Below are 12,945 nucleotides of genomic sequence, written 5' to 3'. Positions count from 1 at the left end.
ATGGCCGATATCAGCAGTAATATCCTTATTTGGGGTGTGGGGGTTGGGCCGGGGGATCCCGAATTATTAACCTTGAAGGGGTTAAGGATTATCGGAGAGTGTCAAGTCGTGGCTTATCCGGTTGATGAACAAGCGAAAAGCTATGCCTGTCAAACCGTGCGATCCTATTTAAATCCCACATCTTTACATTATCCATTTTCCTTACCACTCCATTTGCCTATGGATCAACGGCAAAAACATTACCGAAAAATTGCGGAAGCAATTGGTAAATACGCGGATGAGGGCAAAAAAATTGCTATTTTATGTGAAGGGGATCCTTTATTATACGGGTCATCCCAATATATCTTGTCAGAATTATCAGATAAATATCGGGTTGGGGTTATCCCTGGGATTTCCTCGATAACCGCTGCTGCGGCCGCTGCCCATATTCCCTTGTTATCAGGGCAAGAATCGTTGGTAGTTATTCCCGCAACGATTGATGAGGGGGAAATGACACGCCAACTACAGTTTTGTCATACGGCGGTTATTTTAAAAGTAGGAAAGCATATACAAAAAGTGAAAAAGGTTTTATCTACCTTCCCAGGGTATAAGCAAGCGTTATTAATGGAAAATATCGGCCATCCCAACGAATATAGCCGGTTGTTGCACCAGGCGGATGATCGGGTTCCTTCTTATTTTTCCCTCGTGTTATGGCGGCGGTTATTGTCATGATAGCGGTTATTTTACTGTCCCCGCATTCTTTATCATTAGCTGAACGGGTTAAAGCAAATATAGCAGAACCTTGTACGGTCTATGGATTGCGTAGAAATTTTGAAGGTATCGAGATCGATCATTTATATGATCATTTGCCAAGCTTGCTGCAACAATTGTTTTTAGAAAACCGGCCCATCATTGCGATGGCTGCCAGTGGAATTGTGATTCGTTGTTTGGCACCCGTACTAAACAATAAACATCAGGAACCTCCGGTATTGGCGGTTGCGGAAAATGGGTCAGCGGTGGTGCCTTTATTAGGGGGGCATCACGGCGCTAATTTTTTGGCGAATAAAATTGCGGATATTTTGGGAATTAAAGCATCTATCACGACTGCCAGCGATTTGTTATTCAGATTTGGTTTTGATGATTGGCCAATGGGTTGGCAGACCAGCCAACCGGAAAAATTAAAAGAAATCAACAGCCGATTGATACGGGGAGAAAAACTGCGTTTAATCCAAGATATTCCTTTGTTACCGGATCATTGGCAGCCACATATATTCCATGATAGTGGGGAATTGTCTGTTCGGGTTACTAATTATGCGAATGCCCAGTATCCGAATGCCCAGGCGCAAGAATTGTTGATCCATCCCGCAACGATGGTATTGGGCATTGGTTGTTCGGCCAATGTAGCATCAGCCGAATTACAAAGCTTGGTATTAAAAACGTTAGAACAGCATAATATTGCGAAACAATCCTTGGCCTGCATTGTTTCTGTTGACCGAAAAATGGCTGAAAAAGCTTTTGATGATTTGGCCCGCGAATTGCAAATCCCTTTAAGATTTTTTACGGCCAACCGGTTACTAGAAGAAACCGAACGTTTAGCCAATCCATCTGCCCAGGTATTCCAAGAAATCGGCTGTTGGGGGGTGGCAGAGGGGGCTGCTTTAGCTGCCGTTGGGCCAGCAGGCCAGTTGGTTATCCCAAAACAGCGTTCTGCCAACGCCACCTGTGCTGTTGCTGTTGCCCCCGATATTTTGAACCCTTCAAATATCGGCAAGGCCCGTGGCTGTTTAATGATAGTAGGGATCGGACCGGGTCACCCGGACGGCATGACTATGGCCGCTTTAAACGCTTTAGAACAAGCGGATGATATCGTCGGTTACCGCGGGTACATTGAGTTGTTACCCAACCATATTCGCCGTAAAACCTGCCATATATATGAAATTGGGCAGGAAAATGAACGGGCAAAACAGGCGATTGATTTAGCGTTGGTTGGCAAGAAAGTGGCGCTGATTGGCTCGGGGGATGCTGGTATTTACGGTATGGCCAGTTTGGCTTTCCAGTTGATTGAAACACATATTAATCCCTTGGCCTTATTATTGGACTTGCGGGTGTACCCAGGTGTAACCGCGATGATGTCCGCGGCTGCGAAGGTCGGCGCGCCTTTAGGCCATGATTTCTGTGCGGTTTCCTTATCTGATTTATTGACCCCTTGGGCATTGATCCAAGAGCGTTTAGAGGCAGTTGCAAAAACAGATTTTGTCATTGCTTTATATAACCCTGTTTCTAAAAAACGGGTTTGGCAGTTTGAACAAGCAAAACAATTATTGCTGAAATATCGTTCTGGTAATATCCCTGCTGTTATTGCTAAATCGATCAGTAGGAAGGATGAAAAAATAGAAATTACAACTTTGGGGGAATTAGCAGCAGCGAATATAGACATGAATTCCCTGGTTATTATAGGTACTAGCACCACTCGACGAATAAAAAATGGATATCAGCAGGAATGGGTTTACACCCCACGGGGATATGAGGATAAAAAATGACGGTTTATTTTATTGGGGCCGGGCCAGGGGCCGTTGATTTAATTACCATGCGTGGATATCATCTGCTAAAAAAATGCCAGCTTGTTTTATATGCGGGCTCGTTAGTACCCATTGAACTATTGGACTATATTCCCGCTGGAACCCAGAAGTTTGATACGGCATCCTTAACCTTGCCTGAAATTATCAACTATATGCAAACAGCCCATAATAGCGGTTTTGATGTGGCAAGGTTGCATTCAGGCGATCCAAGCATTTACGGAGCCATTGGCGAACAAATGGTGGAGCTAAAAAAACTGCAAATCCCTTTTGAAATTGTACCAGGCGTATCCTCTTTTTCGGCTGCTGCAGCTGTTTTACAAACGGAATTGACACTACCACAAATTTCCCAATCCGTTATCTTAACACGGGTTGAAGGAAATGCTTCCGAAATGCCACCCCATGAAACTATTCAAACATTAGCGGCCAGTCGTGCAACCATGGTATTTTATTTATCCATCCGGCGGTTGCGGCAGATTGTACGTGAACTCATCCCTTTTTATGGGGAAGATTGTCCTGTGGCCGTTTGTTACCGGGTTAGTTGGCCGGATCAGGTGATTATCCGTGGATGTTTGAAGGATATTGTGGAGCAATTGAAGCCATTTGCTATTACCCGCACCGCCCTGATTATGGTAGGACGCTGTTTATCTGCGGAATTAATTGAAAACAGCCATTTATATGATCCGGCGTATACGCATATTTTCCGGCCAGTCGTTAAATCAAGTGACTAAATTTTTTGGTTAGTTGGTTTTGAAGCCATGCAACTGCATCATGAGTTTGTGTAACGGTTTGATACATATTTGCTGAGGCGATGATTGGCGGTGAAATCATCAAAACGGGAATATGTAATTCCTGGGCCGCCATGATCTTGGCATATGTATGAGCGCCGCCGCTATTTTTACTAATCAGCAGGTCAATTTGATGCAATACCAACAAATCTTTCTCTGACTGTTTGGTAAACGGGCCACGACCGTAAATTAATTGGTAATTGTTTAAAGGGACAGCTTGGGAAGGTGATCCAATGACACGAACCAAGAAAAAAATATCTGAAAATGGGCGGAAATAGGATAGGTTTTGTGAACCAATCGTCAGGAATACTCGTTTGTTGGGTAATTTTTCTAAAATGGAAGCAGCCTGAATAAAGTTCTCTGCTGGTAGCCATTGATCTTGGGGCGTTTCTATCCAATGGTTTCGACCAAACCGCAGCAACGGAATATGGGATAAAGAAGTTGCTATTTGGATATTCCTTTGCATTTGCTCAGCAAAGGGATGGGTTGCATCAATCACTAAATGAATGGTTTCTTTCGTTAAATATTCTTGCAAACCTTTTATACCGCCAAATCCGCCAATCCGGTATTCACCTGCGGATAGTTTTGGGGAGTGGGTGCGCCCTGCCAAAGAATTAATGATTTTCAAATTAGGAAAATTTGCTAATTCAGCAGAGAGATGTAGAGCTTCAGCCGTGCCTCCCAAAAGCAAAAGATTTGTTATCTTTACATTTCCTGCAACCATTTAATTCCTTTCGGCTGCAGCCCGTTGAAGACGGTCGTTGATGGCACGCCCCAATCCGCAATGCGGGATAGACATAACGGCAATTTGTTGCAATTGATCGGGTTGATCTAATAGGCGCAGCCCTTTGAAAAAATTGGCCGCAGCCTCGGTTAAATTGCCCGCCTCACTAAGATTATAAATCAGCTTTGCTTGTTTCAATTTGGAGGGGACTGGGCCGAAAGCCAATAATCCTTCACCGGCATTAATATGGGTGACATCCAATCGTACGGGTAGGGTAGGGGCATAATGGCTTTTCATCATGCCTGGTGCTTTTATTAAGGAAGAATTCAGTGATGATAGGGGGATGACTGCTTCAAGCTGCTCTTGCGTAATGCCACCTTGACGTAAAATGGTCGGTTGGGACGTGGTCAGATCGATAATCGTTGACTCGAGCCCAATAAGACAGGGACCGCCATCTAAAATAAAAGGGATTTGACCCTCAAAATCTTGAACGACATCAATGGCTTGTGTGGGGCTGATTTTTCCTGATTTATTGGCACTGGGGGCGGCAATAGGCTTACCAAACAAGCGAATAAGTTCCAAGGCGGCGGGGTGTTTAGGGATACGTAAAGCAATGGTTGATTGACCGGCACAGGCTAATAAAGATACCGGACAGTCAGGCTGGCGCGGTAAAACCAGGGTCAACGGGCCAGGCCAGAACAATTTGGCCAGTTTTTTAGCGTCTGCACTGAACATTGCCAATTTTTCCGCTGCCGCTAGGGTCGCCACATGAATAATCAGCGGATTAAAAGTTGGGCGGTTTTTAAGGGCATATATTTTAGCTACAGCGATATCTGAGGTGGCATCACCCCCAAGGCCATAAACGGTTTCAGTCGGGAAAACAATAACCCCTTCCTGCTTTAAGATAGTAGCGGCCTGGGCCATATATTGGGGGGAGGAAGCAGGGTAGATAGGGGTAACATTCATGTTAAATAAAATTTCCATAAGCAACAAAAGCCGGATTTGAAAAACCATCCTTACGATATCGAAGGGGGGCGCCATCAAGCAGGCGGACATGTCCGCCTGCAGTTTCCAGAATAGCTTGGCCAGCAGCCGTATCCCATTCCATAATAGCTGTACGCCTGGGATAAAAATCAGCACGGCCCTCCGCAATCAAACAAAATTTCAACGAACTGCTGACAAATTCATGTTCTATAAAAGTCAGATCGGGGGGCAGCATCGGCATAACACTTAAGGGATATTGACGTCGGCTATTAAGGATTTTGGCTTGCCCCCTGGGTGTTTGGCGTGTTGTTATGGAAGTTTTTTGGGTACCCACAGATTGGCTATAAACAATATTAGCGGGTTTGATAGCGGCATAAACCGTTTGTTGAAGGGGGGCATAAATAACCCCTAGAATGACTTCTTCGCCATCAACCAAAGCGATATTAACAGTAAATTCACCGCTGCGCTGAATAAAGTCACGGGTGCCATCCAATGGGTCAACCAGCCAAAAAAAGCGATGTTCCGGTTTTAAGGTGGGTAATTCATTCCGTTCCGCGGCCTCTTCCGAAATGATGGGAAAATGGGGGGTCATTGCTGAGAGTGATTGAATAATCAATTGTTCGGCCTCCTGGTCAGCGTTGGTAACCGGGCTTACATCTTTTTTGCTCTGAATAATGCAACGTTCTGGATTATTGTAATAATCCATAATCAATTGGCCAGCTTGTCTGCTGATCATGGTTATACGGTCCAGAAATTCGCTAGTTAAGAAAAAAGTCGAATGGGGCATATTTTTACACATTGCTTATGTTGGGTCAGCATAAAACCGTTAGATTTTTAGCTTATTTAGGCCGATTACTAGTGCTGTGGCTGCGTGGGTCAACTTCCGTCACATTTTGGGTTGATGATAAGGGCATTGCAACAAAATGTTGTTGACTATGTTTCAATATGGAGGGTTTCTTGATAACAATCCATAAAATAACAACCCCCAATAATAATGTTGCAATCCCGCAAAATAAAAACAATGTTTCAACCCCAAACAACTTCATGAGATATCCCGCAACTGCAGGGCCTATTGCGGCCCCAATCCCCCAGAAAATTAACAACAGGGAGCTTGCTTCAACCAGATGATTCTTATGGATAATATCTGCAGCACGCCCCATTCCTAAAGAATAAAAAGGCGCAACTAGACTGGTTAATAGTAAAAATAATACCATAATTTGGGAAAAGCTGGGCTCTGCAGTATAATAACCTAGGAAAGCGACTGCAGTTGCTGCTAGGCATAAAACCCCTAAAACCGGCAGGCGGCCAAGTTTGTCTGACAGCCAACCAACAGGCGTTAAAGTTAATATTACCATAACGGGGCCCAAAACTAACAAGGAAGATAATTGTTCTTTCTGAAAACCGTATCTTTCCATTACGCTTGGTAATAGGCTGTAAAGCGGGGTATAAATAAAACCAGCTGTAAAACAAGTTATCACTGCAACAGAGGTTAATTGCCAGATACGCTTGCTGCCTAAATTTTTAGTAATTGTTGTTTCGGGGTTGGGCAGCCTAGTTAAGGCAAAAGGTAGCATAGAATTCACGAAAATCAATGCAACCAAAATAAAAATCATATTTCCCGTACTATCTTCAAACCTTAAAGCAATCGGCCCTATGCCTGAAAAAACCCAAGAAATTGTTGAATATAAGCTTAATATCCGTCCACGCCACTGGGGCAGGGCTTTAGCATTCAGCCAGCTTTCAATAACTAAGAACAATCCTGCAATCGCTAATCCGATAATAAAACGCAATAATAACCAGATATATAGATAATCAAAAAGAATATGCAATAAGGTGGCACTCGCTGCCAAAGTAGCGTAAACACTGGCGGCACGAATATGGCCAATCTGTTTTACTAAATACTGACTTTGGAAAGCACCAAAAACAAAACCTATATAGTGGCAACTGGTGATGGCGCCGATCAAAAACGTTGATATTTGCCGTTGTTCTAATATATACGAAGTATGGGGTATCAATAAACTACTGGCCATTTCGATCATAGCAACAGCAATAAAAACAGGTAAAACAGTGCGTAATACGGAAAACATCTATAACCAACATTTTAAAAAAATAGTATGCTAATTCATAGAGTTAATTTAAAGCCTTATCAATAGATAACCTCCACATGATCTCCTCCTTCACTAATTTTCCGTGGCTAACAAAAGAAATCATTTTGGAAATAGGCCATTTGCCTATTTGGCAAATTGTGCCGGATTTAATAAAGGTGTTAGAGCAACCCATTAATGTTATTTTGCAGGCTATGCCAGGGGCTGGAAAAACTACCATCATCCCTTTACTTGTTTTACAAACAGAATGGTTACAAAATAAAAAAATTATTATGTTAGAGCCTAGGCGTATAGCTGCAAAAATGGCTGCTGCCCGTATGGCTGCGTTACTTGGGGAAAAGGTAGGCGAAAGGGTAGGTTTCCGGGTGCGTGGTGAGTCTGCAATCACCCCAAAAACCAAAATTGAAGTGATGACGGACGGGTTGTTTTTAAGGTATTTACAACAAAATCAGGGGTTAGGAAAGGTCGCTTTGGTCATATTTGATGAATTTCATGAAAGGCGGGCCGATAGCGATTTAGCCTTAACCTTGTGTTTGAATAGTCAACAAATTTTAAGGCCAGATTTACGTTTAATGATTATGTCGGCTACCCTGAATATCAATGAATTACGAAATGTTTTGCCAGAAGCTCCATATTTTTTTGTCGAAGGTAAGGCCTATCCGGTTGATATTTTTTATGATGCCAAAGAAACGTTTGAATCGCTTGAAAACCATTATCAACGTGTGCTGTCCCAAGCATGGCAAAATAGGCGAGGGGACATCTTATTTTTTCTGCCAGGGGTTTCAGAAATTAGGCGCTTGGCTGATGATTTAAAACGTCATCCCTTATTACAAGAAGCCACGGTCTTGCCGCTCTATGCGGATTTGCCTTATCAACAGCAGGCAGACATCTTAAAAAACTTAAATCATCAACGAAGAATTATTTTGGCAACCTCCATTGCGGAAACCAGCTTAACCATCCCTGGTGTCACCATTGTGATTGACAGTGGCCTAAGCCGACGAAACATATATGATCAATCAAGTGGTCTTAATCAGCTGATTACTATCAAATCTTCTGTAGCAACAGCCAATCAACGAGCTGGAAGGGCTGGGCGGAACAGTCCAGGATTTTGTTATCGTTTATGGAGCGCAGCGGACCATAAATTGCGCTTACCACATCACCTGCCAGAAATGGCGGTTATTGATGTGGCCGCTATAGTGTTGGCAATCAAATTCTGGGGAACCGAAATTGATGCGTTATCATGGGTGACTAGCCCCCCCGAACTGGCTATCAAGCAAGCAAATATAATGTTGGAAAACATTAATGCGATTGACCACCTGCATCACATCACTGGGTACGGGAAAGAATTGGCTGCCTTGCCATTCCATCCTAGGGTAGCGCATTTGTTATTGCAGACAAAAAATACAGCTTTGTTAGGGCATGCTTGTATGCTCGCGGCATTGTTGTCTGAGCGAGATTTTATGAAACAATCAGGCCAACCCAAAGATACTAATCTAGGAGATAGGCTGCGGATGATAGAATCGGCCATCCATCCCTCAACACAGAAGACAGTTTCTGGGCAAGGGCTTGATAAGTCGATCTTCCAAACCATCGTCCAAACAGTTAAAAATTTGTTTCAGGAAATGCAGATCAAAGGGACTAATTATTCAGCTACTGAGGAAGAAATTGGCCAATTGGTGGCTATCGCTTATCCCGAACAAATTGCCATGCGTAGAGGCAGCCAAGATAAAAATGCAAAAGAGGTTTTATTCCTCATGGCTAATGGCAAGGGGGCAAGATTACCCATGCATGATTCTTTAGCCAAACGTGACTTCATTAGTATCGCCCATATTGATGGTGGGGATGTGAATGCCCAAATATTTTTAGCAGCGCCCGTTTCAGGAGATTTCTTGAAAAAAATCAAAACCCCTTTGCTTCGATCAGTTGAGGAAATTGTAACCCATCAAGCAACTGGTAAATGGCAGGCGCGTAGGCGTTCCTATTACGGTGCCATTTTACTTAATGAAATCGCTATCCCTTTTCATGCTCTGCCGCACGTCTATCGCTCTTCAAGACTATTAGATTTATTCCAGTCCTTTGGGTTGAAAAAGCTAGACTGGACTGATCAATTAAAACAGTGGCAAGCACGCATCCTTTTTATAGGTAAATTTTTGGATATTCCGCAATTTCCCGATGTCAGCGACCAGGCTTTACATGAAAATTATCAGGAATGGTTGATCCCTTATCTTAATTTTGCCCATAACCAGCTTGATCCTGTGGCGGTAAATATTGAAGAAATATTACAAGGGCTACTTAATTGGCAACAAAAGAAGCAGTTAGATCAATTAGCACCAACATATTTTGTTACTTTTAAGGGTCGCAGAATCATGATCGACTACCTCGACCATGACCGGCCTAGCTTATCCATAAGAATTCAAGATTTATTTGGGTGCACAGTAACACCCACCATTCTTGCAGGAAAAATCAAGCTGCTATTACATCTACTGGCGCCTTCCGGCCGGTCTGTACAGACGACAGATGATTTGCAAGGGTTTTGGCAAGGAAGCTATAAAACAGTTCGGACAGAACTCAAGGGCCGTTACCCAAAACATGATTGGCCAGAAAATCCCATTAATCAAGAAAACTGATTTATGGTCTATTCTATTGATCTTTAATTTTGGGCATCGGCATGTATCTTGCTTTAGCCGTCCGTTCGATAGCTGAGGAAATTAATTGATCAATCTTAAGACGGTTACGCAGTAATTCTAAAGTCCGCGCTTCCTCATTGCTAACTTGACCGTCAGCTGCCGCAATATCACAGGCAATGACATAGGCTGTTTCCCGGATAGCGGGGGGGATAGATTGCTTAATACTTTGTAAAACTTGGTTAATTTTCGATTTGCCTGATAAAAGTTGTGCACATTCGGCGGCTACTTTAGGCAAATTTTCAATGGGGAATTCCTTAAATAGTGGCAATTGACGGACAATGGATCCTATCATCATCATTTCATGATCAGTCATCTCGCGATCAGCGGCTGAGATGATTACCATAACATATATAAGGGCATGATGGGGATTTAACATTTTTGCTCCGTATTTTTTGGATGTTTACGTTATCAAAATAATATACCATTCATAGCCGATTAAAGCTGAATTTGGCTAGTATGTTTATATAGGAATAAAAATATAATAAACCAACTGATTGATAAACGTTTATTTTAAATGATTATTATGATTAAATACGTTCGTTGAAATATTTAGGATCGCAAGGACAATATCTATAAAAATGGCAACCGTTCCTCCCGTTCATGCGTATGTAGATGAATTAAAGGCGCAATACAAAAGCAAAGCTATCAGCCGGCGGCAATTTATTCAAAATATGGTGTTGCTAGGCGTTGCCGTGCCTGCTGCTTTAACCCTTGCCGGATGTGATGATACGAAAGATGACGGCAATGATCCAGCTACTAATCAAGGGAAAGTTGGTGGGTATGTTGCTTTTTCCATGAACATTCCCTCGTTGCTGTACCCCCATCAAATTCAAACGGTTCATGGGGCCAATATACTTCGGTTGGTAACAGATGCCCTAATAAGGATTAATTCAAAAAACCTTCCTGTGCCATGGTTATTAGAAAAATGGGAAGTGGCTGAGGATTTACGTAGTTGGACTTTTTATCTGCGCCCGAACATATATTGGTCGAATGGGGAAGAATTGAGCGTCGACCACATCATTTGGAATATCCACCGCTGGTTAGATGTCAGGCTCAATTCATCCATGCTGCCATTAATGGCCAGTTACATGCTAGAACAATCAGCAGGCTCTACAACAGGTGCAAAAGCCAATCCAGAAAATCAATACAGACTATGGTCAAATAATGCTATTCAGCGGATCAACAGCCATACATTTCGTATCAATACCAAGCTTCCCCAAATCTCTTTGCCAGAGCATTTGGCCTTTTATGGCGCCTATATTTTACATCCTGCTGACGGTGGCGAATTTAAAGTTGACATGTTAGGTACAGGGCCATATCGCCTGATCGATTTTGCACCAGGTCGCTATGCTGTTTTCAAACGTCGGCCTGACTTTTGGGAAAAGCCTGCCAAAATTGATATGATAGAAATTAGCAATTTCACAGGTGATCCAGCCCGATCACTTCAAGTGTTGGCTGACCAGCAAATCGATGGTATGCAAGAGCTTAATCTTAACCAATATTCCACTGTCTTAAGGATGCCTTATTTAAAAATTGCTCGCGCGGATTCGGCGCAGACCGGTTTGGTGCGCATGTTAATGGTGCATCCTTTGTGCCAAGATCCCAGGTTACGTAAGGCCATGCGCCTTGCTTTGGACAACCAGAAATTATTGCAGATTGGATATAACGGGTTAGGGGTTGCAGCCGAACATCACCATGTTTGTCAAACCCACCCTGATTATGCAGCCATTACCCCCTTCCGTGCCAATATTGATGAAGCCAAGGAATTAATGCGCCAAGCAGGGTACAGTAGAGGGTTTAATACGGAAATATTATGCCGCCAAAATGTGGAATGGGAAATGTTGACAACCCAGGCGATCGCCCAAATGTGGAAAGAAATTAATATCACTGTTACCGTTAGGCCGCAGCCATCCGTCGCCTTTGACCAAGCAATCAATTCCAATGATTATCCCTTTGCGTTTGTGGCGTGGCCGCACCGGCCATTAGGGATTATGACCCTTAACACGTCTTACCGCAGTCATGTTCCTGGCAATATCACCCAGTTCTCAAATATCCGTCTCGATGAAATGTTGGATAAAGCTGGGGGGATATTAAATCCCAAGGACCGTTCCAACCAAATGCGGGAAATTGAATTGCTGATGCAAGATGAAGGCCCTATCTGCCAACCATTTTGGCTATCAATTTATGCGGTAATGAATAAGCGGGTGCAGAATTTTGAATTGCACCCGGCGGGATATATATTCCCGGAAACTTGGTGGGTAAACGATTAAGGCACTTGGAACCTGGCTGGCGCAAGGAGGGGCTTGTAACAACTGATCAAGCAACGATCATCTATGTATCTTAGGGTTTAAGCAGAAGAAATATACCGAAGAGAATGATTAAAAATGCTCGTCGGTCACCGTTTCTAATTTATGCATATCATGGATAATGATTTCTCTTTTGATACAATAAATAAAGCCTTTTCTTTCCAATGTCTTAAGGAATTTATTCGTACTTTCGCGCGTTACGCCGATTAAATTGGCCAAACGTTCTTGCGGCAGATAAAGCCCAATTTTAATTCCCAACGGATGCGATATGCCATGAATTTTGCCTAAATTGGCCAAAGCCCTTGCCAAACGCAAAGGAGCCGTTAAAAATATGGTATTTTCCACCTGCGAATTGGCCCATCTTAAACGCTGGCATAACATTTCAAGCAGCTTAATACATAAAAGCGGATGGGTTTGCAGGAAATTAAGAAAATTCTCCCGGTTGATCATGACCAAATCTGAGTCAGCGATAGCCTGGGCAGAGGCAGTTCTAGGCATGCCGTCAATAACAGCTATTTCGCCAAACGCTTCCCCGGATTCTAGAATATTTAAAAACATCTCGCGGCCATCAGCGGAAAACGTGATCACGGCAATCCGGCCTTGCCGGAGGATGTAAACATTATCTCCTGGATCGCCTTTATGGAAGACAAAAGAGTTTTTGATAAACTTCAGGGGCTGTCCCAAAGCAATCAGTTCTTCCAACTGATCTTCTGTTAACTGTTCCATAAAGGCTGGTTTTTTGACGGAAGGTTCTTTCATATCAATCACCAATCTTTCAAAGAAATAACGGGATAAA

General features: G+C 43.1%; 11 protein-coding genes. 5 read left to right on the top strand and 6 right to left on the bottom strand.

Annotated features, from left to right (window positions below):
- The 3 genes from cobI to cobM are packed head-to-tail and all read left to right on the top strand — an operon-like array spanning window position 1 to window position 3,286.
- A complete protein-coding gene (cobI, locus tag IPP67_02010) occupies window positions 1-711 on the top strand; it encodes a precorrin-2 C(20)-methyltransferase (protein ID MBL0337976.1) in 711 nt (236 codons plus the stop codon).
- Window positions 708-2,519 (top strand): precorrin-3B C(17)-methyltransferase, encoded by a 1,812-nt coding sequence (cobJ, locus tag IPP67_02005; protein ID MBL0337975.1) that lies wholly within the window; start codon window positions 708-710, stop codon window positions 2,517-2,519. The genes cobI and cobJ overlap by 4 nt, the downstream gene beginning before the upstream one ends.
- A complete protein-coding gene (gene cobM / locus IPP67_02000) occupies window positions 2,516-3,286 on the top strand; it encodes a precorrin-4 C(11)-methyltransferase (protein MBL0337974.1) in 771 nt (256 codons plus the stop codon). Before cobJ ends, cobM begins: the two co-directional genes overlap by 4 nt.
- On the opposite strand, the gene IPP67_01995 is transcribed toward cobM, so the two are convergent.
- Genes IPP67_01995 through IPP67_01980 form a run of 4 tightly spaced genes read right to left on the bottom strand, consistent with a single transcriptional unit; the run spans window position 3,270 to window position 7,138 of the window.
- On the bottom strand, window positions 3,270-4,067 hold the full coding sequence (locus IPP67_01995) for a cobalt-precorrin-6A reductase (GenBank protein ID MBL0337973.1): 798 nt from the start codon (window positions 4,065-4,067) through the stop codon (window positions 3,270-3,272). The two genes, cobM and IPP67_01995, sit on opposite strands and share 17 nt — an antisense overlap.
- On the bottom strand, window positions 4,068-5,033 hold the full coding sequence (locus IPP67_01990) for a threonylcarbamoyl-AMP synthase (GenBank protein ID MBL0337972.1): 966 nt from the start codon (window positions 5,031-5,033) through the stop codon (window positions 4,068-4,070).
- 1 nt (window position 5,034) lies between these two features.
- Window positions 5,035-5,838, bottom strand: a complete 804-nt coding sequence (cysQ, locus tag IPP67_01985; GenBank protein MBL0337971.1) for a 3'(2'),5'-bisphosphate nucleotidase CysQ — start codon at window positions 5,836-5,838, stop codon at window positions 5,035-5,037.
- 52 nt (window positions 5,839-5,890) lie between these two features.
- Entirely contained in the window at window positions 5,891-7,138 is a 1,248-nt protein-coding gene (locus IPP67_01980) for an MFS transporter (protein MBL0337970.1), read from the bottom strand.
- A 77-nt stretch (window positions 7,139-7,215) separates the two neighbouring features.
- On the opposite strand from IPP67_01980, the gene hrpB reads away from it, so the two are divergent.
- Window positions 7,216-9,783: an ATP-dependent helicase HrpB gene (gene hrpB / locus IPP67_01975; GenBank protein ID MBL0337969.1), complete on the top strand. Its 2,568-nt coding sequence runs from the start codon at window positions 7,216-7,218 to the stop codon at window positions 9,781-9,783.
- Between the two features lie 13 nt (window positions 9,784-9,796).
- On the opposite strand, the gene IPP67_01970 is transcribed toward hrpB, so the two are convergent.
- On the bottom strand, window positions 9,797-10,219 hold the full coding sequence (locus tag IPP67_01970; protein ID MBL0337968.1) for a tellurite resistance TerB family protein: 423 nt from the start codon (window positions 10,217-10,219) through the stop codon (window positions 9,797-9,799).
- Between the two features lie 202 nt (window positions 10,220-10,421).
- On the opposite strand from IPP67_01970, the gene IPP67_01965 reads away from it, so the two are divergent.
- Entirely contained in the window at window positions 10,422-12,113 is a 1,692-nt protein-coding gene (locus tag IPP67_01965; GenBank protein MBL0337967.1) for a hypothetical protein, read from the top strand.
- A 108-nt stretch (window positions 12,114-12,221) separates the two neighbouring features.
- Here the strand turns inward: IPP67_01965 and IPP67_01960 are convergent, their stop codons facing one another.
- Entirely contained in the window at window positions 12,222-12,908 is a 687-nt protein-coding gene (locus tag IPP67_01960; GenBank protein ID MBL0337966.1) for a Crp/Fnr family transcriptional regulator, read from the bottom strand.
- Window positions 12,909-12,945: the final 37 nt, after the last annotated feature.

This window comes from Rhodospirillaceae bacterium (genome assembly GCA_016722635.1).
GTDB lineage: Bacteria > Pseudomonadota > Alphaproteobacteria > JAEUKQ01 > JAEUKQ01 > JAEUKQ01.
Note: the sequence above shows the minus strand (reverse complement) of the source record. Positions and strands in the feature narration are given on the sequence as shown.

Excerpts from the sequence above, each read along its gene's own strand:
- cobI (MBL0337976.1), top strand. The coding sequence starts at position 1 with ATGGCCGATATCAGCAGTAATATCCTTATTTGGGGTGTGGGGGTTGGG.
- cobJ (MBL0337975.1), top strand. The coding sequence starts at position 708 with ATGATAGCGGTTATTTTACTGTCCCCGCATTCTTTATCATTAGCTGAA.
- cobM (MBL0337974.1), top strand. The coding sequence starts at position 2,516 with ATGACGGTTTATTTTATTGGGGCCGGGCCAGGGGCCGTTGATTTAATT.
- IPP67_01995 (MBL0337973.1), bottom strand. The coding sequence starts at position 4,067 with ATGGTTGCAGGAAATGTAAAGATAACAAATCTTTTGCTTTTGGGAGGC.
- IPP67_01990 (MBL0337972.1), bottom strand. The coding sequence starts at position 5,033 with ATGAATGTTACCCCTATCTACCCTGCTTCCTCCCCCCAATATATGGCC.
- cysQ (MBL0337971.1), bottom strand. The coding sequence starts at position 5,838 with ATGCCCCATTCGACTTTTTTCTTAACTAGCGAATTTCTGGACCGTATA.
- IPP67_01980 (MBL0337970.1), bottom strand. The coding sequence starts at position 7,138 with ATGTTTTCCGTATTACGCACTGTTTTACCTGTTTTTATTGCTGTTGCT.
- hrpB (MBL0337969.1), top strand. The coding sequence starts at position 7,216 with ATGATCTCCTCCTTCACTAATTTTCCGTGGCTAACAAAAGAAATCATT.
- IPP67_01970 (MBL0337968.1), bottom strand. The coding sequence starts at position 10,219 with ATGTTAAATCCCCATCATGCCCTTATATATGTTATGGTAATCATCTCA.
- IPP67_01965 (MBL0337967.1), top strand. The coding sequence starts at position 10,422 with ATGGCAACCGTTCCTCCCGTTCATGCGTATGTAGATGAATTAAAGGCG.
- IPP67_01960 (MBL0337966.1), bottom strand. The coding sequence starts at position 12,908 with ATGAAAGAACCTTCCGTCAAAAAACCAGCCTTTATGGAACAGTTAACA.